This is a genomic window from Gilliamella sp. ESL0441 (genome assembly GCF_019469185.1).
GTDB lineage: Bacteria > Pseudomonadota > Gammaproteobacteria > Enterobacterales > Orbaceae > Gilliamella.
The window spans coordinates 1,484,840-1,506,352 of sequence record NZ_CP048264.1 but is presented as its reverse complement, the minus strand read 5'-3'; the positions used below and the strand labels follow the sequence as shown (position 1 = coordinate 1,506,352).

Here is a 21,513-nt window from a genome sequence, read left to right as displayed (position 1 = left end):
CTAAATTTTTTAAAGAGGAATAATTATGTTTTCAGGTGGAAAAGGCGGTTTGGGTAATTTAATGAAACAAGCCCAGCAGATGCAAGCAAAAATGCAACAGGCTCAAGAAGAAATCGCCAAATTAGAAGTAACAGGTGAATCTGGTGCTGGTATTGTCAAAGTTACAATTAATGGCGCACACAGCTGTAAACGCATTGAAATCGATCCTTCATTATTGAATGAAGATGATAAAGAAATGTTAGAAGATCTCATTGCAGCTGCTTTTAATGATGCTACTCGCCGGTTAGATGAAGCTCAAAAAGAGAGAATGTCACAAGTTACGGGCGGAATGCAATTACCACCAGGTTTTAAAATGCCTTTTTAATACAGCTAATTTTAATACAGTTAACTTATTATTCGTGCTTCATATTTTGCCGAACTTATCGGCAAAATTTCTTACTCATTGCCTGTCTATTTATACAGTTTTTTCTTTATTATTTTCATTCCATCAGGTAAACTAATCGACAATAATTAATATATTCGATATCAATGGCGACACTCAATGTTTTCAATAAGTTGAATTTACTTGAGAATTCATTAATTTCTGTTGTTTTTATGTCATTGATAATGCTAATAACACTCAATATTAAGGATAAATTGTGATAGGTCGTTTACGTGGGATCATTATAGAAAAACAGCCACCTAAAGTGCTCATTGATGTGGGTGGTGTCGGTTACAATGTTTTTATGCCAATGACCTGTTTTTATGAATTGCCGAATAATGGTCAAGAAGTTATCGTTCTCACGCATTTGATTGTTCGTGAAGATGCGCAATTACTATATGGGTTTAATCATGAACAAGAACGAGAATTGTTTCGTGAATTAATTAAAGTGAATGGTGTTGGACCGAAATTAGCATTAGCAATATTGTCAGGAATGTCAGCTAAACAGTTTATTGTGGCTGTTGAACAAAGTGAAATTAAAACATTGGTTAAATTACCCGGTGTTGGCACTAAAACAGCTGAGCGATTAATAGTGGAGATGAAAGACCGTGTTAAACGCTTCGGTGAAGAATTATCTGATTCAATGACCGTAATAGAAACTGGTAATATCAAAAAATCCTCAAATCAAATTGAAAGTGAAGCTGTTTCAGCTCTTATTGCTTTAGGCTATAAACCACAAGAAGCAAGCCGTATCATCAGTAAAGTTATTAAACCTGAAATGGATTGTGAAACGCTTATACGTGAAGCATTAAAATCTGCGTTATAAAATAGGTAAGCATTATGATTGAAGCGGATCGTCTAATAGCACCACAAGCTCAAAAAGAAGAAGAGTCTTTAGATCGTGCAATTCGCCCAAAGTATCTGGATGAATATATCGGTCAACCTCATGTACGTGAGCAAATGAAAATTTTTATTCAAGCTGCAAAACAGCGATGTGATGCTCTCGATCATGTTCTTATTTTTGGTCCTCCAGGATTGGGCAAAACTACCTTAGCAAATATTGTTGCTAATGAGATGAATGTCAATTTGCGTACTACCTCAGGTCCAGTTTTAGAAAAAGCGGGGGATCTCGCTGCCATGTTAACCAATTTAGAGCCTAATGATGTCCTTTTTATCGATGAAATTCATCGATTATCACCTGTCGTTGAAGAAATTTTATATCCAGCAATGGAAGATTATCAATTAGACATTATGATTGGCGAAGGACCAGCTGCGCGTTCAATTAAAATCGATCTCCCACCTTTTACCCTTGTTGGTGCAACAACAAGAGCCGGTTCATTAACATCACCTTTGCGTGATCGATTTGGAATCGTACAACGCCTTGAATTTTATCGTGTCGAAGATCTGGAATATATTGTTAGTCGAAGTGCAAAATTTTTGGGTATGGATTTATCCTGTGAAGGGGCTCATTTAATCGCTAAACGTTCACGTGGTACCCCTCGAATAGCTAACCGTTTATTACGCCGGGTTAGAGATTATGCTGATGTTAAATCAAAAGGTATTATTGATGAAAAAATAGCAACCCAAGCACTCGATATGCTCGATGTCGATAATGAAGGCTTTGATTATATGGATCGTAAATTACTGCTAGCTATTATTGAAAAATTTATGGGTGGTCCAGTTGGTTTAGATAATATTGCTGCTGCAATTGGCGAAGAGCGAGAAACGATTGAAGATGTGCTTGAGCCTTTTTTAATTCAACAAGGTTATATTCAAAGAACACCACGTGGCAGAATTGCAACACCACATGCATATCGACACTTTGGTATTATTCAAGAAGCATAATGTGTTAATCAATTTAAATTGTTATAAAATCTTCAAATCGAGTTGATTAAATACCGTCATTTGACGGTATTTTTATTTTAAATCATCCCAATTCTTTTTCGGTAAAAATCCCGCTAAATAGATCAGTACTTAAATAGCGTTCGCCCGATGAAGGTAAAATTACCACAATGGTTTTATTGCTATTCTCCGGTAAGTTAGCCAATCTATCAGCGGCAAAAACTGCTGCTCCTGAAGAGATTCCCGCCAAAATCCCTTCCTTTTCCATTAAAATGCGCGCAGTTTCGATCGCTTCTTCATTCGATACTTTTTCCACTAAATCAATTAAACTCAAATCCAAATTAGCCGGAATAAAACCCGCTCCGATACCTTGAATTTTATGTGGCCCTGGTTTAAGCGGTTCGCCAGCAAGTGCTTGAGTGATTACAGGTGACTGGCTTGGTTCGACCGCAACCGCCGTAATATTTCGACCTTGGGTATTTTTAATGTAACGTGTTACGCCTGTGAATGTACCACCTGTTCCTACCCCGGCAACAAAAATATCTATCTTTCCATCAGTATCAAGCCAAATTTCAGGCCCGGTTGTTTTTTCATGAATTTCTGGATTTGCTGGATTACTGAATTGTTGTAACATGATATTGCGTTTGGGATTACTCGCAACAATTTCCTCTGCCTTTTCAATAGCACCCTTCATCCCTTTGCTTGCTTCAGTTAAAACTAAATTAGCACCTAATGCTTTTAATAATTTTCGTCGCTCAATGCTCATGCTTTCAGGCATGGTTAAAGTTAACTTATAACCTCGTGCAGCTGCAACAGCTGCTAATGCTATCCCTGTGTTCCCACTGGTTGGTTCAATTAATTCAACATTAGAAGTTAATAAACCACGCTTTTCTGCATCCCAAATCATATTTGATGCAATACGGCATTTTACACTAAAACTGGGATTACGAGATTCCACCTTGGCTAAAATATTACCATGACCAAAATGTTTTAAGCGAACAAGTGGCGTATAGCCAATAGTTTGAGAATTATCATCAAAGATTTTACTCATAAATGAATCCTTTTAAGTGACTTTGGATAAGGGGTAGCGTTAATTATCTATTGCTAAACTTTTTAGTATTATAAAGATTACTGAAAAAGATGATACTAATTATTAATTATAACAATATTCATTTTAGCTATAAGTTTTCTAGAATAAATATTGTAATCAAATAAAAAATCTTAAAAAGTGAGCTTGCGTAATGTCGGTCTGATTTTGATGGTTTTGATCATAAGATAAAAAAGATTTGTTCTATTTTTATTGAATATTTCATAACGAGACGGATGAGTTTTCTAATCTTCTATTAATATTGAATTATGAGAGCATGCTTTTTTAATATGGAAAATAGAAAACTTATGATTGATAGACAACCTTATCATTTTAGGCATCTATTAGATAAGGTTGTTAAAATACCATTCTTATTTAAAAAAGGCTGTTATGGTTAACAGATTTAATTTTTTCAACATGAGATTCTATTACATCCCAATGTTCAACTATCTTATTGCTCTCAACACGATAAATATCGCAAACTTTATTTATGGTTCCGTCTGGCAATGAGCATTTATAAAAAACGTAAACCATATTACCTTCACAGCTAACATTAATAATTTCAATCTTAGGTTTTGTTTTAATGAAGTTTTTAAAAAATTTAATAAAACCAGCTTGACCATCTTCAACCTGGGGATTGTGTTGAATATAATTTTCTGCAATATAAACTGGGATTTTATCTACATTACCATTGATAAACACATCTTTATAATAGTTCTCAACTAACTCTTTGTTTTTCATGTTATAGACCTCTTTTAGGAAGACACAAATTACAGTAAAGTTAATAATTCATAGGAACAGAAGATATTTGGTCTGTAAGTGATTAAAAATGACGATTAGATTATAAGATAAGGTTGCATTTAAATAATACTTCTTTTGTTATATCATCTCTGATTAAAAATGTCACGTATAACAATCAAATTAGTAATTTTCTCTGCCTTAAAAATAAAATAATAAAACTCTATCATCTACCATTAATGATATAAAACCAATTGCTCTTTTTTGATATATATAATTGGTGTATTAATTATTTGCTAATTTCCGGATGGTAAAATTGTCGTGTGGTTAGTGAGTAAGCATTAGACACTATTATGGGAAATGTTGGATATGGTATTTATAAAGATTCTAATGATAATCCTTCAGTCGTCATAAATACCATTTTATAATTTTCTTTTTATTTTCTATATTGAATTAAAACCATTTGGTATAAACCGTAAAAAACTTCTATTTGTTCTAATTAATATTCAAATAAAATTAGTACTAAACTATTACAAGTACTATTTTTGTTAATTAACAAAATTTCCCTTGTTTATTTTAGTGATAACTTTTATTGTATCAGGGTTATTACAATAAAAGGTATAAGGCTAATTTGGTGGTTCTGGAAAGTAATAAAATTTCATTGTTTTTTTCCTTATATTCTGATAACTAATATTAAATTATCTATTGTTTTTATAGTTTTAACATATTTGTTCTGGTGATTGATATTTATCAATTATAGACTATAACTTATTGAAAAATCAGTTAATTCTTGTAAAGAATATTTTAAAATTATTTTTAAAAATAATTTTATTTGTGGTTTGGTAATTAATTGAAAAGTTGTATTTAATCGGCATGTTTTCTCACTCAATCAGTATTCTTAATCTGTTCTCAAATAAATAGTCTTTTTTCTGCCTCTTTTTAACTTCTCATCATATTTTAATTTTGCATCGTATTTATCCACTTTTTTATAGTATTAATATTGGATAAAGTGCTCTTTAGTGAAGATTAAATATTAGATATTTTTAACAATTTTCACAAATTTAAAAATGGTAAATCCTCTTTCTTTTTTTATTTTAAACATGTATTTTATATACCTGTTTTAGTAAGAGGAAAGAAAACAGGAGTAATAATGTTTTGTATTCAATGTGAGCAAACAATAATAAAATCAAATGAAAAAGGGTGTAGTTATTCTAAAGGAATGTGTGGTAAAACAGCGGAAGTCTCTGATCTTCAAGATGTTTTAGTGGCCAGTTTACAAAAGGTTTCGTTTTGGGCTGCAATTTGTCGTCGACATGAAATCGTAGATAGACAAATCGATAGATGGTCTGCACAAACATTTTTTTCAACGTTAACTAATGTGAATTTTGATGCAGATAGAATGTTGGCGTATCTGGAAGAAGCTGATATCTATTCTCAAAAATTAGAACAGCTTGCTAAAGCTGCTGTACTTCAATTTAACGAGCATTTGCCAGCATTAACCTATGTAGCCCAGCTTGATTTTCCCAAATCCAAACAAGAAATATTGGATTTTTCGCATTTAGTTATGTTAAAGCGGGAACAAGACAAAGTGGGTGAGGATGTCATTGGACTGCGCTTATTAGCATTATATGGATTAAAAGGGGCGGCTGCATATATGGAACACGCAGCAGTTTTAGGGCAATTTAACCAAGATATTTACACCGAATATCACCAAATTATGAGTTATCTTGGTGATAACCCATCGGATATTAATAAATTATTTCAATTGTCTATGCAGATAGGACGATTGAATTATAAAGTAATGGGGATGCTTGATGCTGGAGCCACAAATTCATTTGGTGATCCAATTCCGACCAAAGTCAATACAAAACCTGTTGCAGGAAAATGTATTCTTGTGTCTGGTCATGATTTTCATGATTTGCGTTTGATATTAGAGCAGACTCAAGATAAAGGCATAAATGTTTATACGCATGGTGAAATGTTACCAGCTCATGCTTATCCTGAATTAAAAAAATATTCTCATTTAGTTGGAAATTACGGTACAGCTTGGCAAAATCAACAATCAGAATTTGCAAATTTTCCCGGCGCTATTGTCATGACATCTAACTGTATTATTAATCCATTTACTCAAGGCTATGGGCAGCGTATCTTTACCCGAAGCATGGTGGGTTGGCCAGGCGTCACTCATATTGAAACAGATGATTTTAGTCCTGTTATTGAGTGTGCATTGAATCAATCCGGATTTGATTACACTGAATTAGAACATTTTATAACAGTAGGATTTGCACGTAACACTTTGTTAAATGTGGCACCAACGGTTGTCGAACAAGTAAAAGCAGGCAATATTAAGCATTTCTTTTTAATTGGTGGATGTGACGGTAGTAAAAGTGAACGGCATTATTATACTGAAATGGCAAATCAAGTCCCTAAAGATAGTATTATTTTGACGTTAGGTTGTGGTAAATATCGATTTAATATGCAAAATTTTGGCAGCATTAATGGTATTCCACGATTAATTGATATTGGACAATGTAACGATGCTTATTCAGCAGTACAATTAGCATTGGCGTTGGTTGAAGCTTTTGGATGTGGGGTGAATGAATTACCATTGACATTGGTACTATCATGGTTTGAACAGAAAGCCATCGTTATATTATTGACATTATTATCGCTTGGAATCAAGGGAATTTATGCTGGCCCTTCGATGCCAGAATTTTTAACAGACAATATATTGAATATTTTAAAAGATAAATTTGATTTACGTTTGACAACTCAAGCAAGTAAAGATTTGAATCAAATTCTAAATTATTGCGCAGCTTGAATAATTAAATTTAACATATCCTCATCTTGTTGATGAGGATAAAACAATGATAATTCGAGAATCTAATTTTATAATAAATTTCAATTAGTCATTAAAAGATAGTTAATATAATCATTGATATTGCCTATAATGTGAGATGATAAGTTTTTTAAGTTGATAGGAAAAATCTGTGCAATTATCAAGTTTTACCGATTATAGTATACGAGTTCTTCTTTATTTATCCTCCGTAAAAGATGAGCAGTTAGTCAGTATCGCAGATATTAGTAACTATTTTAAAATTTCTAAAAACCATTTAGTTAAAGTAGTTTATAATTTAAGCAAATTAGGTTATGTCGAGACTAAACAAGGAAAAAACGGGGGCATTAAATTAAAAATAGAAAAAAAACAGATCAATATTGGTACTGTGGTTAGGCAAATAGAACCTCTTAATATTCTTAATTGCAGTTTGTCATTTTGTCATATTAGTCCTGCTTGTCGTTTAAAACATTATCTTTCAGATGCTAAGGAAGCATTTTTGAAAGAGCTTGAAAAGTATACGATTGAAGATCTCGTGGATAAAAATGTGCAATTAAATAACTTTAACTAACAGGTTAAATTAGTTAAAGTTAATTAAATTGTTATTTTTTTAAAGTAAGTGCTAAGCTGACTTTTCTTCTTTTTTATCATATGGATAAATGATTAATTTGTTATCAAACCACTCTGCACAAAAAATGTCTTCGACTTTTTCATATCCTTGTTTATGAATTTCTTGCATAAGCCAATCTTCATCTTTTTTTAGTTGTTCAAGATTATCTTGACTGATACAGCCATTTTCAATAATCAATTCAGCAATATCTTTTTCACCTTTCTTAATGATGGTTAATGAACCATTTAATTCGTACCAAACTTGTTTTAATTGACTAAATGAGGATATTCCTTGTATGTTCACTAAAGTTTCAAAATCACGTACCGGTAAGTTTGCTTTAGCAAAATTATCGGTTAATAATTTTCCGTTTTTAACTAATTGAATTGCTTCACCGTCAATCGCATCCCTTAAACGAGAGTTCTTTGATTTTATAAACCGAATTAAAATTAATAACGCTGCCCAAATTGCGACAAGACCTGCTGCTTCCCAGGCTGAAACAGTTGGACTGAGTAAAGCTCCCCCAACCAACGCACCGATTACCATACTACCAACCTGATCTAACTGAGACATCGGGGCAATTTGGCTTTTACCCGATAATTTCACGTAAATAAGTAAAATGATTAACGCAAGTAAAAATTTCGGCGCCATTTGTAGTAAATACATTTCCAACCTCCAAATTATTAAGTTATTTTAACTGGCATTGATCCATGCCTTTTTAGAGAAATAAAAATCTACTTATTTTCATTATTAATTAAAAAATGACGTGATTAAATTTAGTAAGTTTTAATTTAAATAGAATATGGTTAAAAACGTGTTTTTACTTGAAAAGCAGTTTTTATTATATCTGATTTTTGATAAATTTGATGATAAAATTATCAGTCCGATTGTAAATTAATCAAATCTGAACTTGATTTTTTATTGATAGACGTTTATATATAATAGAGATAAGTAATGTGCTTATCACTAACAAACAATTATACGAGGAGCTAATAATGGTACAGAAATTTGCTTCATACGGTAGTGATGTTTCAGCGGGCACCTACAAGTGTGCTGATTGTGGTTATACTTTTTCAAATCAAAGTAAAAAATCCTTGCCTCCATGTCCGGATCATAACAAAAAACCCCATATTAAAAATGGTTGGTATATTGTTTCAGGGCAGGGCGACTCAGTAAAAGATCCTCATCCAGATAAAAAAAAGTAGAAAATCATTGCTAAAATACATTCACATTCTATGTGTTTTGGTTATCAAAAGTATTAAAAAGGAGCGTTGCTTGTTTTTTTACTTTTAAAACTAGCAAAGAACAATTAGTAACGCTCCAAAAATGTATAAATCATTATCTAGGCATTTGTATTGAATCCAACATGTTTTTAACTAAAAGAGTGATTTCAGTTATATATAACAATGAATATAATAATTAAGCAATTAACTGTATCATTAACGAAGTTGGCTATCTTTACTGCCTCGGCGATTATATAAAATTGCCGCTTTAGCAGATTGCTTATCCAGTTCCTGTTGGCAGTTTAAACAATATTGTACGCCAGGTAATGCAAGCTTTCGTGCTTGTGGAATAGGATCTCCGCATTCAACGCAGAAATCAGCACTTTGAGCACCTTGTTTAAGTTGGCGTCTAGCATTTTCGATAGCATCAGCAATTGTGCTTTCAATTTGTTGATTAACGGCATCATCAGATGCCCAACCACTAGCCATATTCGATCCTCCTAAAACTGAGATGGTTAGCTTGTGAAATGGTGATTTTTTAAGCTTTTTCAAGGGGTGTCTTTTAAAATCATTTTATTGGAGATTATTATGCAACAATATGAGCAAGCAACATTTGCCGGCGGTTGTTTTTGGTGTATGGTCAAGCCGTTTGATCAATACGAGGGTGTTATTAGTGTGGTATCGGGTTATACCGGTGGACATGTATCAAATCCAACCTATGAACAAGTTTGTCAAGGTGATACTGGGCATACTGAAGCTGTTCAAATCACTTTTGATCCTAAAAAAATCAGTTATAAAAAGTTATTGGATATTTTTTGGCAGCAAATTGATCCTACGGATCAAAATGGTCAATTTGCAGACCGAGGGGATTCATATCGCCCAGTTATTTTTTATCATAATGAATTTCAGCACAATTTAGCATTAGAATCGAAAAAAGAATTAGAGGCAAGTAGTCGTTTTACTCACCCTATTCGGGTCGCTATCGAACCGGCTGTCGCTTTTTATCCGGCTGAAGAGTATCATCAAGATTTTTATAAAAAACAATCACAACACTATAATCGTTATTATCAATTATCTGGTCGTTCTGCTTTTTTGTCTCAGCATTGGCAAGATAAATCTAAACCTAAAAGTGAGTAAGTTATGCAAGATTACCCTCAGTATCGTAGTCAACAAAAAATAATACATTGGCTATCAGCAGTAGTCGTTATATTAGCGTTTTTAATAATTATGTTTAAAATCATCTTATCCCAATTTTTGGGAGGGATGCCGAATATATATCTGTTACATAAATCAATCGGCGTTTTGGTTTTTATTTTAACGATATGGCGTATTAAAGTGATTATACAATATGGCATCCCAGATGTTTTAGATAAACATCAAAGATTGCAACGGATTTTATCAAAATCTACTCAAGGGTTTATCTATATTTTTCTTTTGATTGTTCCACTTTCTGGTTATTTGATGAGTAGCCGTCCGCTCAATTTTTTTGGTATGATTTCCATTCCTGCTATAAACGTACCAAATGAGTTTTATCAGTTTTTTCATACAACACATTTAGTCAGTTCATATTTGTTAGCTATATTAATTATGCTTCATGTCATTGGGGCTCTATATCATTACTTTTGGGTTAAAGATAAAGTCCTTCAATCGATGCTAATAAAATAACACTTTATTAATTTTAAAAAGACTAGGTGAATTATGAATAAATTAATCAAAGAAAAAGCAATATCAGCATTAACACCAATGCAATATCATGTAACTCAGCAAAATGGGACAGAACCTCCTTTTGAAAATGAATTTAATGATAATCATGAAGAGGGTTTATATGTTGATATCGTGTCAGGGGAACCGCTATTTAGTTCGTTAGATAAATTTGATTCCGGATGTGGTTGGCCTAGTTTCGCTAAACCCATTGACGCTAAAAACATTTTAGAAAAAAACGATAATAGTCATGGTATGCAACGTACTGAAGTTCGTTCTATCAAAGCAGACTCACATTTAGGTCATGTCTTTAATGATGGTCCAAAAGTATTAGGAGGATTACGTTATTGCATAAATTCTGCAGCTTTACGTTTTATTCCTACTAACAAACTTGAAGCAGCTGGGTATGGGCAATATTTGAAGTTGTTTAAGAAAAATAGATAAAATAGATCCTATTATCGATAATTGATAATAGGATTTATTCTTTATTCATTATGAATGGTATATGTTAGTTCTGTCTTCTAAATAATACGTAACTAATCATCAAAAAGACAAAGCTTGTTAATAGTGAACCTATGATAGGATAAATACCAATAACAATACTGATTTGAGCAAATAGATTGTCAGCTATATAGAACAGGAAACCAAAACTAATTCCAATGATAACTCTTACTCCCATTGACACACTTCGAAGCGGACCAAAAATAAAAGAAAGTGCCAGTAACATCATTACAGCTACCGAAATTGGTTTAATGATTTTTTTCCAAAAAAGTAAATCATAATATTTGGTATCTTGCCCAGAACTTTTAAGGTATTGTGAATATTTATAAAGCCCTGTAGCAGAGAGAGAATCAGGATCAAAGGCAACAATACTTAGTTTATCTGGTGCGATATTAGTTTTCCAGTCCATTGTTAACATATTTGACCCTGTCACTTTTATAGGATCTGTTAAATCATTCTTCTCTACTTGAGATAATGTCCATTTGTTATTATTAAAAGAACCATACTCAGCATGAGTAATTGATAATAATTTGTTATTATCTGTTTCATAGATAGTGATATTTGAAATCGAATTATCATCATTTATGTGACCGATGAAGATATAATTGTTGCCATCTTTAGCCCATAATCCACCTTGTTCAGCCATTAGTGAATTACCATATAGTTTTTCTGAACGCATATTACGTGCGGTTTGTTCACTTTTAGGTGCGACCCATTCCCCTATTGCCATGGTAATAATAACTAGCGGAATTGCTGTTTTCATTACTGCTTTTGCAATTTTAAAACGGCTAAACCCAGATGTTTCCATTACAATAAGTTCACTTCTTGATGCTAATAAACCGAGCCCAATTAGCGCTCCCAATAGCACAGCCATCGGTAAAAAGGTTTCAAGATCTTTGGGGGTCATTAATGCAGTATAAAGACCTATTGAGAATGCATCATAATCACCTTTTATTTTACGTAATTGATCAATAAACCGTATAATCCCTGAAAGACTAATTAATAAAAATAAGCTGATACCAATGGTGCTTAAAATTGTTTTACCAATATAGCGATCTAAAATCGAAAACACGTTTTTCTCCTTTATGATGCCACATATTTTAATCGAAGTTTACGCATAAATAGGCTATCCCAAAAATTCAAAATAATTGCAACTATAAAATAAACTATATTGATTAAATAAAACCATATTTCTGCATCTAAACGCTCTTTTCCTGCGTTAGCTTTTACAGAACTTGCTAATAAAAAATAAGCTAAATAAAGAAGTAATGCAGGTAATATTTGCGCAAGTCTACCTTGTCTTGGATTAGATACACTTAACGGAATCACTAAAAAAGCCATTAATGGGACTGAAATTATTAATGTTAACCGCCAATAAAATTCAGCTCTAGTTTTGGCTGTATTGTGATGATATAACTCCAATATACCTAGTTGCTGAACATCAATTTTATCATCATCACTGTTCATTTCTAATTCTTTAGGTTTAATAATTCCTAAATAATTATGAAAATTTGAAATGCGAAAATCTTTTAGATTAGCCGTTCCTTCATAACGATTTGCATTTTCCAACGTAATAATTTGATTACCTTCTTTATCGTGTCCTGTTTTCCCTTTGTTAGCAATAATTATAGATGGTCGCTCATTATTTCTAGTATTCACTTTGGCAATAAAGACATTGTCTAAGTTATTATTATTAACATTACCAATATAAATAACTGAATTTCCATCCGGTGTTTGTTGAAATTGACCAGATAATAAACCAGCTAAACTGGGATTTAATTTTGCATTTTCAATTAATTGATCTTGCTTGATACTTGACCAGGGACCAAACCAAATAGTGTTAAATAAGCTTAATGAACACGTAAAAATACAAAGTAAAAAAACAACTTGGTAGGTGACATTTTTTTTCACCCCACAGGCATGCATAGCAACCATTTCACTGTCAGAATATAAACGACCAAATGTAACAAGCACACCTAAAAAAAGGCTTAGTGGTAAAATCAGATCGGCCATATTTGAAATGCCCAAGACTAACAGGGGCATGATTAAGTCACGAGGAATATTTCCTTCAATCGCACTCGACAAAATTTTAATTAATTTTTGAGAAAAGAAAATAAGGAGCAGAATAAACAAAATTGCACCTTGTGTTTTCAATGTCTCTTTAACTAAATATCGACGAATTATCACATTTTACCTATATAAAATTAAACGTTTTTAAGATCTAAGTATTATAAACTGAAATAACGATAATTAGTTATCTTTTTGTTGCTATCCCATGATGAATCGATAGAATAATACTATTCACATTATCTTTTACAAGAGAAACATTATGGAATTCTTAATTAAAAATAGTCATACCTTAGCTAATCAAAAAACAGAATGTTTAATTATTTCAATAGATTCTGGCAAAAAACAATCTGAATTTGTTAATGAAATCGATCAATTGACCAATGGCATGATTAGTCAACTCATTAAAAGTGGTGATGTGAGTGGTGAACTTGGAAAAACGACATTATTGTATCCTTGTATAAATGGTTTAAAACAAAAATTATTATTGGTTGGCTGTGGCAAATGTAAAGATTTTGACTTTTCTAAAGCAAAAAAAATGATTCAAAATGTGGTAAAAGAGTTAGTTGCTAAAAATATTAAGAGTATCACTTGGGATTTACTAACAGTCAATAATACCTATAGTTTAATGATTGCGAAACAATTACCTCAAATTGTGAACGATACAACTTATCACTTTGATCTATTCAAAACTGAGAAAGCACCTAAACCAAATCTAGCGAAAATTAATTTGATTTATTGTGATAAAAAACAAATTCAATCAATGAGTTGTAATCTTCAGCAAGGTAAAATTATTGCCGATGCTATCTTGGCTACTAAAACACTGGCTAATATGCCTTCAAATATCTGTAATGCACAATATTTAGCAGAACAAGGTAAATTGCTCGATAAAACGTATAGATCATTAAAAACGACATGTTTAGGTGAGAAAGAGCTGGCTAAATTAAATATGAATGCTTACTTAGCAGTAGGAAGAGGTTCACAGAATGAATCGATTATGACTGTTATTGAATATAAAGGCGCGAAAGATAAAAAAGCTCAACCTATTGTTTTAGTCGGTAAAGGATTAACTTTTGATTCTGGTGGTTTGTCAATTAAACCAGCTGCAAGTATGGATGAAATGAAGTATGACATGTGTGGCGCAGCTACCGTTTATGGCGTAATGCAAGCTGTAGCAGAATTAAATTTACCAATTAATGTGGTTGGTGTTATGGCTGGATGTGAAAATATGCCCGATGGTAATGCTTATCGTCCTGGTGATATTTTAACGACAATGTCAGGCACAACAGTTGAAGTGATTAATACTGATGCAGAAGGTCGTTTAGTTTTGTGTGATACACTAACTTATGTGGAGCGTTTTAATCCAAAAGCGGTGATTGATATTGCAACGCTAACTGGCGCATGTATTGTGGCTTTAGGACATCATTATACGGGCGTTATGGGAAATGATGAAAAGTTAGTATCACAATTAGTGCATGCATCTAATAAAGCGGATGATAAAGCTTGGGCTTTACCAATGGATAATGATTTCCAAGATCAGATTAAATCAACCTGTGCCGATATTGTCAATGCTGGTGGGCGTGATGGTGGTACGATTACAGCGGCATGTTTCTTGTCTCGCTTTACTCAAAAATACCATTGGGCACATTTAGATATTGCTGGTACAGCATGGAAATCAGGTGCAAACAAAGGTGCGACAGGGCGACCGGTTGCTATGTTGATTCAATATTTGTTAGATCAATAAGACGGCATTACTATTTTTATGAAAAAAGTGATTTTCTATCTGTTAGAAAACCAAACAGAAGCAAGCGAAACAGGCATATTGTTTTATGAAAAACTCGCTTGCCAAAAAATTGTCGAGGCATGGCAAGCAAAACAAAGAGTGCTGGTTGCTTGCCAAGATCAAGTTCAAGCTGAACGTATCGATGAATACCTTTGGCAACTGGATACCGATAATTTTGTTCCTCATAATTTAGTCGGCGAGGGAATGAAAGGGGGATCACCTGTTGAAATATGCTGGCCTCAAAAACGCAGTAGCGGTAATCGCCAATTATTGATCAATTTGCAGGAACAATTCCCTGAATTTTCGGGTGTATATCGAGATATTATTGATTTTGTACCCGTTGATGAGCGATTAAAAACCCTTGCAAGAATGAGATATAGATCCTACAAAGATGCTGGCTTTAATTTAAAAACTATTCCAGTTATGTGTGAATAAATTATCTTTATACAAAAAGGCAAGAAGTAATAAGCCAAATGGAATTTTTTACTTTTTCAACAATAAACATTTACTGCGCTTATTGCCTTTTGTCATTTTGTTTCAATAAATACATGAAAATTGATCTGACTATTTTAATCAATTACTTGCTCCCTAAATTTTCCTGATGATAGCTTGATTGTCAAGCTATAACGTTAATATTGCATGAATAATAACCTTAATGGTAAATAAAGATATTTAATTGAATATTAGACAAGTTAAGATATAATACCTTAATTTTTAAATATTTATTTATGTATGTAATGATTGTTGGTTTTATTGGAGCTGGTAAAGTAGGTTGCACATTAGCTAAATACTTTTCCTTATGTGGTATGACGATCGCTGGTTTTTATAGTCGAACATATGAGCATGCCAAAATCGCAAGTGAATTTACCCAAACTCAAGCTTTTCGGACGTTATCTGAATTAGTTAATCATTGTGAGTGTATTTTTATTACGACAGCTGAACAACAAGTCTTAATATTATGGGATGAATTATGTCAGTTGCCAATTCAAAATAAATGGATAGGACATTGTAGTGGGCTCTTAACCTCGCATATTTTCAATAAAAATAAAATTGTTCATCCCTATGCATTTTCGTTGCATCCATTATACGCCATCTATGATAGATTCGATTGCTATACAGCAATGTCTGGTGTTTCTTTTACACTTGAAACGCATAAGAATAACCTAAGTAAATTACACTCTTTTTTCACACCGTTAAAAAATCCTATTGCTTTTTTACCAGCACAAAAAAAACCGCTTTATCATGCAGCTTGCGTGATGTTAAGTAATCAAATTATTGCTTTGGTCGAAATAGGTGTTGAATTACTTTATCAGTGTGGACTTGATGAAAAATTCAGTGAGCAAGCTTGGCACCCATTGTTTTTGAGCAATGCAAAAAATATCTATCGAAAAGGGATTATTGATGCATTAACAGGTCCTGTTGAACGTGGAGATATCAAAACTATCAATCAATATTTGACGGTAATGCCAGATGAACTAAAACCAATTTATCAACAATTATCCACAATTTTAATAAATATAAGCCGTAAAAAACATTCAAATAGAGATTGTAAACAATTAGAACTAGAGCTGTAGTAATCTTAAAATATTGTTTTGACTCAGCATAAGTTCTGCTAAAAACTATCCTAATAATATCTCCAATATGAAGTCATTTTATCTGTTTTTTGAATAAAATAGTTTAAATTTAATATTGTGTTTTGATAAAAAATCTAATTATGGATTAAATCCACCTGACAACGTGTCATGACAATTTATTGTTTATCTATTTTATAGTAGAATAATTCCATTTTTATGCCTTGAATTAGGATTAATGCATTTATATGAAAAATTCGACTTATAATCCACAAGAAATCGAACAGCCCATTTACCAACATTGGGAACAGAGCGGTTATTTTAAACCCAACGGTGACAAATCCCAGCCTAGCTATTGCATAGCGATTCCACCACCTAATGTGACAGGTAGTTTACATATGGGGCATGCGTTCCAACAAACGATTATGGATGCGTTGATTCGGTATCATCGTATGCAAGGTCATAACACATTATGGCAATCTGGTACTGACCATGCCGGTATTGCAACGCAAATGGTGGTAGAGCGTAAAATCGCAGCCGAAGAAAGTAAAACCCGTCATGATTATGGTCGTGAAGCTTTTATTGAAAAAATTTGGCAATGGAAAGCCGAATCAGGAGGAAGCATTACTAAGCAAATGCGTCGTTTGGGTGATTCGGTTGATTGGGATCGTGAGCGTTTTACCATGGATGAAGGTTTATCTAATGCCGTTAAAGAGGTATTTGTAAGGCTTTATCAAGAGGATTTAATTTATCGTGGTAAACGTTTAGTAAACTGGGATCCGAAGTTACGTACAGCTATTTCTGATTTAGAAGTTGAAAATCGTGAAGTAAAAGGGTCTATGTGGCATTTGCGTTATCCCTTAGCTGACGGTGCCAAAACTGCTGATGGAAAAGATTATTTAGTAGTTGCAACTACTCGCCCCGAAACGCTATTTGGGGATACCGGTGTGGCTGTTAATCCTGAAGATCCGCGTTACAAAGATTTAATTGGTCACTATGTGATATTGCCTTTTGTTAACCGTCGTATTCCGATTGTTGGCGATGAACATGCTGATATGACCAAAGGTACCGGTTGTGTAAAAATTACACCTGCGCATGATTTCAATGACTACGAAGTCGGTCGTCGACATCAATTACCGATGATCAACATTTTTACATTTGACGGTGATATTCGTGCACAAGCTGAAGTTTTTGATACCAATGGTGAAGCAAGTGATATCTATTCAACTGATATTCCGTCTGAGTTCCAAAATTTAGAGCGTTTTGCAGCACGCAAAGCGGTCATTGCTGCATGTGAAGCTCAAGCTATTTTAGAAAAAATCGAACCGCATGATTTAACCATTCCTTATGGTGATCGTGGTGGAGTTGTGATCGAACCAATGTTAACTGACCAATGGTATGTTCGAGCTAAAGTGTTAGCAGAGCCAGCTATTGATGCGGTGAAAAATGGCGATATTCAATTTGTACCAAAACAGTACGAAAACATGTACTTTTCTTGGATGAATGATATTCAAGATTGGTGTATTTCACGTCAATTATGGTGGGGACATCGTATTCCTGCTTGGTATGATGAGCAAGGTCGTGTTTATGTTGGACGAGATGAAGCTGAAGTTCGACGTGAAAATAATTTATCTGACAATATTATTTTATCTCAAGATGAAGATGTACTTGATACGTGGTTTTCATCTGCGCTTTGGACATTCTCAACGTTAGGTTGGCCAGAAAATACGGATGATTTAGCAACTTTTCATCCAACGAATGTTTTAGTAACAGGCTTTGATATCATCTTCTTCTGGGTAGCTAGAATGATCATGATGACCATGCACTTTATTAAAGATAAAGATGGCAAACCTCAAGTTCCGTTTAAAACAGTCTATGTGACTGGCTTGATTCGTGATGAAGAAGGGCAAAAAATGTCTAAATCTAAAGGAAATGTTATTGATCCTTTAGATATGATTGATGGGATATCACTTGCTGATTTACTCGAAAAACGTACTGGTAATATGATGCAACCTCAATTGGCTGAAAAAATAGCCAAACGTACGGAAAAACAGTTTCCAAACGGGATAGAAGCACATGGTACTGATGCATTACGCTTTACTTTAGCGGCGCTTGCATCAACTGGGCGTGATATCAATTGGGATTTAAAACGTTTAGAAGGTTATCGTAACTTCTGTAATAAACTTTGGAATGCTAGCCGTTATGTGCTAATGAACACCGAAGCACATGATTGTGGTTTCAAAGGTGGCGATCTGGCTTATTCATTAGCGGATAAATGGATACTAGCTGAATTTAACCAAACCGTAAAATCTTATCGTGAAGCTTTTGATACTTATCGATTTGATTTAGCTGCTAATATTTTATATGAATTTACGTGGAATCAGTTCTGTGACTGGTATTTAGAATTGACTAAATCAGTATTAGCCAATGGTGGACAATCCGAACAACGTGCTGCCCGTCATACCTTAGTCACCGTTCTTGAGGCATTATTACGACTTGCACACCCAATTATTCCTTTTATTACAGAAGAGATTTGGCAAAGTGTCAAACCGTTAATGGCGATTAAAGCCGATACCATTATGTTACAGCCGATGCCTGCATTTGACAGCAAGCATACGGATGACCAAGCCGTTGCGGATATTAACTGGATTAAAGATGTGGTTATTGCTGTTCGAAATATTCGTGCTGAGATGAATATTGCACCAAGTAAACCATTGCAACTATTGATTCGTAAAGCTTCGCCTACAGTTCATCGAATCATCAGTGATAATATCAATTTCATTGAATCGTTAGCCAGATTATCCGAAATTGTCTTATTAGATGAGGGTGAAACGGGGCCATTGTCAGTAACTAAATTGGTGGATGGTGCTGAGCTATTAATGCCAATGGCTGGCTTAATTAATAAAGACGATGAATTAGCGCGTCTTGAAAAAGAGATAGCCCGTATTGACGGTGAAATAGCCCGTATTGCCGGTAAATTATCGAATGCTAGTTTTGTAGATAAAGCACCGGCAGCAGTCGTTGCCAAAGAGAAAGAAAAACAACAAGGCTATATTGATGATAAAACCAAGTTGCAAGAACAATATCTTGCGATTAAAAATTTATAGTCTTGCCAATAAAATCTCTCGCTAAATTAGCGAGAGATTTTTTTACCTTGCTACATAACTGCTTATCGATGATATCTGAAATTGTATGTTAACTGATAGATATCAAGGTTAATAAAGTACTACCACTATAAAATGATACATCGTGTATGTGCAATTAGACCATGTAGCCGTTAAGGTAAGAAATGATATATTAAGATTAATATCAATGTTTTACAAAAAAAATTTGTATAGCTAATTTGCTTTTGAATTAAGTTTACTATATACTTCGAAAATACTTTTATGGGTTGTTAGCTCAGTCGGTAGAGCAGTTGACTCTTAATCAATTGGTCGCGGGTTCGATCCCCTCACAACCCACCATTTTAATATTCCTTTTTAATAATTTTCTAGCTTTGATAGCTTTCAAGTTTACCTGTTTGTTCAAATTAGCATGATGAAATGAAACCATAATTAAGCTTTAATATTATTGATTAAGGTGTGATAGGTTAATAAAACATCAAAACGTTAAGGTTAAACTTAACCAATAATTTTGTTTTTCAAATGACTATAGGTATTATTATGAATGCATATCTTTATCTTTTTTTCGCTATTATTTGTGAAGTTATCGCTACATCTTCATTAAAATTATCGAACGGGTTTACCCATCTTATCTATTCTATTATTACAATTGTTGGTTATAGCGCATCATTTTATATTCTTTCCTTAGCATTAAAAACCATTCCCGTAGGTATTGCTTATGCGATTTGGTCAGGAATTGGTATTGTGCTTATTAGTTTGATTGCTTGGATCTTTCTGAAACAAACTTTGGACTTAGCGGCTGTAATCGGTATGGGATTTATCATGTTTGGGGTAATTATTATAAACTTATTTTCTAAAGTGTCAGGGCACTAATATTATTTTTGAGATGAATACTTATTCAGTGTAATAGTTTGTTTTAATAAAAATTAATGAATAAGGTTGGATGATTGAATAATCTTCAGGTTTAATGACTATTGAGTAAAAGCACGCTATTGACGTCATCATTAGATTATCAAAAAGTTTTAGTTATTACCTTCGTTTCAGTATAAAAAATTACATGCTAAGCTTGAATGGTTGCGTTTATCGCTATATCATAGCGCAGCTTAAAAAGACTTTAATCATCAAAATTATAAACGAGTCATCATGTTAATTAATGCTAAAAATATACTGGAAAAATTAAATCCTCATAACAAAATCAATTACGATTCTGTTTTACAAGAAGTCATCGCAGATTGGCAGCACGAAGCAGTTCGTCCTAAATTATTGATTCATAGTTGCTGTGCACCATGTAGTACCTATGTTTTAGAGTATTTGGCGCAGTATGCTGATATTACTATCTATTTTGCCAATTCGAATATTCATCCAAGAGTTGAATATGAACACCGTAGTCTGGTTCAACAAAAATTCATCAACGATTTTAACCTGAAAACAGGGCATCATGTCCAGTTTTTAGAAGCACCTTACCAACCGGCAGAGTTTGTTAAACAAGTTGGGCATTTGCGTGATGAACCCGAAGGAGGAGAGCGTTGTCATCTCTGCTATAAAATGCGGTTAGATTTGGCAGCGATTAAAGCGCAAGAATTGGGATTTGATTATTTTGCGAGTGCATTGACGTTAAGTCCTAAAAAAAACAGCCAGAAAATCAATCAACTGGGTTTTGAAATACAGGAAATTTTTTCGGTGAATTATCTCCCTTCCGATTTTAAAAAAAATAATGGTTATAAACGTTCTATCGAGCTTTGCAAAGAATATGATGTCTATCGACAATGTTATTGTGGTTGTATTTTTGCTGCTAAAGCGCAAGGCGTCGATTTAAAAAATGTTATTGCGATCGCTAAGCAGGGATTAGAAAAAATGAGTTAATACATATTATTATCCTCATAAAAGATGCAAAAAAATAGTTAGTTCACCCTATTAAAAATGGTTTTAGCTAACTATTTTCTCTGATAGAAATTAATTTAATAGGATTTTAAAAACGCAACTTTAAAACAAGATATTTTTTAACCAAATTGAT

General features: G+C 33.3%; 21 protein-coding genes and 1 tRNA gene. 16 read left to right on the top strand and 6 right to left on the bottom strand.

What is annotated here, in order from left to right:
- Positions 1 to 25: 25 nt before the first annotated feature.
- The 3 genes from GYM75_RS06820 to ruvB all read left to right on the top strand — a co-directional run bounded on the left by GYM75_RS06820 (position 26) and on the right by ruvB (position 2,266).
- Complete coding sequence (locus tag GYM75_RS06820) at positions 26 to 364, top strand: YbaB/EbfC family nucleoid-associated protein (RefSeq protein WP_220215224.1); 339 nt, start codon at positions 26 to 28, stop codon at positions 362 to 364.
- Positions 365 to 638: 274 nt separating this feature from the next.
- Positions 639 to 1,247, top strand: a complete 609-nt coding sequence (gene ruvA / locus GYM75_RS06815; RefSeq protein ID WP_220215223.1) for a Holliday junction branch migration protein RuvA — start codon at positions 639 to 641, stop codon at positions 1,245 to 1,247.
- A 14-nt stretch (positions 1,248 to 1,261) separates the two neighbouring features.
- The gene (ruvB, locus tag GYM75_RS06810) at positions 1,262 to 2,266 is read left to right on the top strand and encodes a Holliday junction branch migration DNA helicase RuvB (protein ID WP_220215222.1); all 1,005 of its coding nucleotides are present in this window, start codon (positions 1,262 to 1,264) and stop codon (positions 2,264 to 2,266) included.
- A gap of 82 nt (positions 2,267 to 2,348) precedes the next feature.
- On the opposite strand, the gene cysK is transcribed toward ruvB, so the two are convergent.
- The gene (cysK, locus tag GYM75_RS06805; protein ID WP_220215221.1) at positions 2,349 to 3,314 is read right to left on the bottom strand and encodes a cysteine synthase A; all 966 of its coding nucleotides are present in this window, start codon (positions 3,312 to 3,314) and stop codon (positions 2,349 to 2,351) included.
- Positions 3,315 to 3,725: 411 nt separating this feature from the next.
- On the bottom strand, positions 3,726 to 4,091 hold the full coding sequence (locus tag GYM75_RS06800; protein WP_220215220.1) for a nuclear transport factor 2 family protein: 366 nt from the start codon (positions 4,089 to 4,091) through the stop codon (positions 3,726 to 3,728).
- A 1,147-nt stretch (positions 4,092 to 5,238) separates the two neighbouring features.
- Between GYM75_RS06800 and hcp the strand changes: the two genes are divergently transcribed.
- Positions 5,239 to 6,909 (top strand): hydroxylamine reductase, encoded by a 1,671-nt coding sequence (gene hcp, locus GYM75_RS06795; RefSeq protein WP_220215219.1) that lies wholly within the window; start codon positions 5,239 to 5,241, stop codon positions 6,907 to 6,909.
- 169 nt (positions 6,910 to 7,078) lie between these two features.
- Positions 7,079 to 7,495 (top strand): nitric oxide-sensing transcriptional repressor NsrR, encoded by a 417-nt coding sequence (nsrR, locus tag GYM75_RS06790; RefSeq protein WP_220215218.1) that lies wholly within the window; start codon positions 7,079 to 7,081, stop codon positions 7,493 to 7,495.
- 51 nt (positions 7,496 to 7,546) lie between these two features.
- Here the strand turns inward: nsrR and GYM75_RS06785 are convergent, their stop codons facing one another.
- A complete protein-coding gene (locus GYM75_RS06785) occupies positions 7,547 to 8,197 on the bottom strand; it encodes a DUF421 domain-containing protein (protein ID WP_220215217.1) in 651 nt (216 codons plus the stop codon).
- Between the two features lie 329 nt (positions 8,198 to 8,526).
- Here GYM75_RS06785 and GYM75_RS06780 point away from each other — a divergent pair, with 329 nt between their 5' ends.
- The gene (locus GYM75_RS06780; protein ID WP_065558216.1) at positions 8,527 to 8,736 is read left to right on the top strand and encodes a hypothetical protein; all 210 of its coding nucleotides are present in this window, start codon (positions 8,527 to 8,529) and stop codon (positions 8,734 to 8,736) included.
- Positions 8,737 to 8,970: 234 nt separating this feature from the next.
- Here GYM75_RS06780 and GYM75_RS06775 read toward each other — a convergent pair whose 3' ends face one another.
- Entirely contained in the window at positions 8,971 to 9,243 is a 273-nt protein-coding gene (locus GYM75_RS06775; RefSeq protein WP_220215216.1) for a DksA/TraR family C4-type zinc finger protein, read from the bottom strand.
- Positions 9,244 to 9,342: 99 nt separating this feature from the next.
- Here GYM75_RS06775 and msrA point away from each other — a divergent pair, with 99 nt between their 5' ends.
- From msrA to msrB, 3 genes are read left to right on the top strand one after another with little or no spacing between them, the layout of a single operon-like run.
- A complete protein-coding gene (msrA, locus tag GYM75_RS06770; RefSeq protein WP_220215215.1) occupies positions 9,343 to 9,891 on the top strand; it encodes a peptide-methionine (S)-S-oxide reductase MsrA in 549 nt (182 codons plus the stop codon).
- A 3-nt stretch (positions 9,892 to 9,894) separates the two neighbouring features.
- Positions 9,895 to 10,419: a cytochrome b gene (locus GYM75_RS06765; protein ID WP_220215214.1), complete on the top strand. Its 525-nt coding sequence runs from the start codon at positions 9,895 to 9,897 to the stop codon at positions 10,417 to 10,419.
- Positions 10,420 to 10,452: 33 nt separating this feature from the next.
- On the top strand, positions 10,453 to 10,899 hold the full coding sequence (gene msrB, locus GYM75_RS06760; RefSeq protein ID WP_220215213.1) for a peptide-methionine (R)-S-oxide reductase MsrB: 447 nt from the start codon (positions 10,453 to 10,455) through the stop codon (positions 10,897 to 10,899).
- 64 nt (positions 10,900 to 10,963) lie between these two features.
- On the opposite strand, the gene lptG is transcribed toward msrB, so the two are convergent.
- Both lptG and lptF read right to left on the bottom strand, forming a co-directional pair.
- A complete protein-coding gene (lptG, locus tag GYM75_RS06755) occupies positions 10,964 to 12,028 on the bottom strand; it encodes an LPS export ABC transporter permease LptG (RefSeq protein ID WP_220215212.1) in 1,065 nt (354 codons plus the stop codon).
- Positions 12,029 to 12,039: 11 nt separating this feature from the next.
- Entirely contained in the window at positions 12,040 to 13,143 is a 1,104-nt protein-coding gene (gene lptF / locus GYM75_RS06750; protein WP_220215211.1) for an LPS export ABC transporter permease LptF, read from the bottom strand.
- A 142-nt stretch (positions 13,144 to 13,285) separates the two neighbouring features.
- Between lptF and GYM75_RS06745 the strand changes: the two genes are divergently transcribed.
- From GYM75_RS06745 to GYM75_RS06715, 7 genes are all read left to right on the top strand, one after another.
- The gene (locus tag GYM75_RS06745) at positions 13,286 to 14,767 is read left to right on the top strand and encodes a leucyl aminopeptidase (protein ID WP_220215210.1); all 1,482 of its coding nucleotides are present in this window, start codon (positions 13,286 to 13,288) and stop codon (positions 14,765 to 14,767) included.
- Positions 14,768 to 14,785: 18 nt separating this feature from the next.
- Complete coding sequence (locus tag GYM75_RS06740) at positions 14,786 to 15,241, top strand: DNA polymerase III subunit chi (RefSeq protein WP_220215209.1); 456 nt, start codon at positions 14,786 to 14,788, stop codon at positions 15,239 to 15,241.
- Positions 15,242 to 15,534: 293 nt separating this feature from the next.
- On the top strand, positions 15,535 to 16,380 hold the full coding sequence (locus tag GYM75_RS06735; RefSeq protein WP_220215208.1) for a Rossmann-like and DUF2520 domain-containing protein: 846 nt from the start codon (positions 15,535 to 15,537) through the stop codon (positions 16,378 to 16,380).
- Between the two features lie 245 nt (positions 16,381 to 16,625).
- Positions 16,626 to 19,484, top strand: coding sequence for a valine--tRNA ligase (locus GYM75_RS06730; RefSeq protein WP_220215207.1), 2,859 nt, complete (start codon positions 16,626 to 16,628; stop codon positions 19,482 to 19,484).
- A gap of 281 nt (positions 19,485 to 19,765) precedes the next feature.
- A tRNA-Lys gene (locus GYM75_RS06725) sits at positions 19,766 to 19,841 on the top strand.
- Between the two features lie 198 nt (positions 19,842 to 20,039).
- Positions 20,040 to 20,372, top strand: coding sequence for a multidrug efflux SMR transporter (locus tag GYM75_RS06720; RefSeq protein ID WP_220215206.1), 333 nt, complete (start codon positions 20,040 to 20,042; stop codon positions 20,370 to 20,372).
- A 270-nt stretch (positions 20,373 to 20,642) separates the two neighbouring features.
- Positions 20,643 to 21,362 (top strand): epoxyqueuosine reductase QueH, encoded by a 720-nt coding sequence (locus GYM75_RS06715; RefSeq protein WP_220215205.1) that lies wholly within the window; start codon positions 20,643 to 20,645, stop codon positions 21,360 to 21,362.
- Positions 21,363 to 21,513 lie beyond the last annotated feature (151 nt).

Excerpts from the sequence above, each read along its gene's own strand:
- GYM75_RS06820 (WP_220215224.1), top strand. The coding sequence starts at position 26 with ATGTTTTCAGGTGGAAAAGGCGGTTTGGGTAATTTAATGAAACAAGCC.
- ruvB (WP_220215222.1), top strand. The coding sequence starts at position 1,262 with ATGATTGAAGCGGATCGTCTAATAGCACCACAAGCTCAAAAAGAAGAA.
- cysK (WP_220215221.1), bottom strand. The coding sequence starts at position 3,314 with ATGAGTAAAATCTTTGATGATAATTCTCAAACTATTGGCTATACGCCA.
- GYM75_RS06800 (WP_220215220.1), bottom strand. The coding sequence starts at position 4,091 with ATGAAAAACAAAGAGTTAGTTGAGAACTATTATAAAGATGTGTTTATC.
- hcp (WP_220215219.1), top strand. The coding sequence starts at position 5,239 with ATGTTTTGTATTCAATGTGAGCAAACAATAATAAAATCAAATGAAAAA.
- GYM75_RS06785 (WP_220215217.1), bottom strand. The coding sequence starts at position 8,197 with ATGTATTTACTACAAATGGCGCCGAAATTTTTACTTGCGTTAATCATT.
- GYM75_RS06780 (WP_065558216.1), top strand. The coding sequence starts at position 8,527 with ATGGTACAGAAATTTGCTTCATACGGTAGTGATGTTTCAGCGGGCACC.
- GYM75_RS06775 (WP_220215216.1), bottom strand. The coding sequence starts at position 9,243 with ATGGCTAGTGGTTGGGCATCTGATGATGCCGTTAATCAACAAATTGAA.
- msrA (WP_220215215.1), top strand. The coding sequence starts at position 9,343 with ATGCAACAATATGAGCAAGCAACATTTGCCGGCGGTTGTTTTTGGTGT.
- GYM75_RS06765 (WP_220215214.1), top strand. The coding sequence starts at position 9,895 with ATGCAAGATTACCCTCAGTATCGTAGTCAACAAAAAATAATACATTGG.
- msrB (WP_220215213.1), top strand. The coding sequence starts at position 10,453 with ATGAATAAATTAATCAAAGAAAAAGCAATATCAGCATTAACACCAATG.
- GYM75_RS06745 (WP_220215210.1), top strand. The coding sequence starts at position 13,286 with ATGGAATTCTTAATTAAAAATAGTCATACCTTAGCTAATCAAAAAACA.
- GYM75_RS06740 (WP_220215209.1), top strand. The coding sequence starts at position 14,786 with ATGAAAAAAGTGATTTTCTATCTGTTAGAAAACCAAACAGAAGCAAGC.
- GYM75_RS06735 (WP_220215208.1), top strand. The coding sequence starts at position 15,535 with ATGTATGTAATGATTGTTGGTTTTATTGGAGCTGGTAAAGTAGGTTGC.
- GYM75_RS06730 (WP_220215207.1), top strand. The coding sequence starts at position 16,626 with ATGAAAAATTCGACTTATAATCCACAAGAAATCGAACAGCCCATTTAC.
- GYM75_RS06720 (WP_220215206.1), top strand. The coding sequence starts at position 20,040 with ATGAATGCATATCTTTATCTTTTTTTCGCTATTATTTGTGAAGTTATC.
- GYM75_RS06715 (WP_220215205.1), top strand. The coding sequence starts at position 20,643 with ATGTTAATTAATGCTAAAAATATACTGGAAAAATTAAATCCTCATAAC.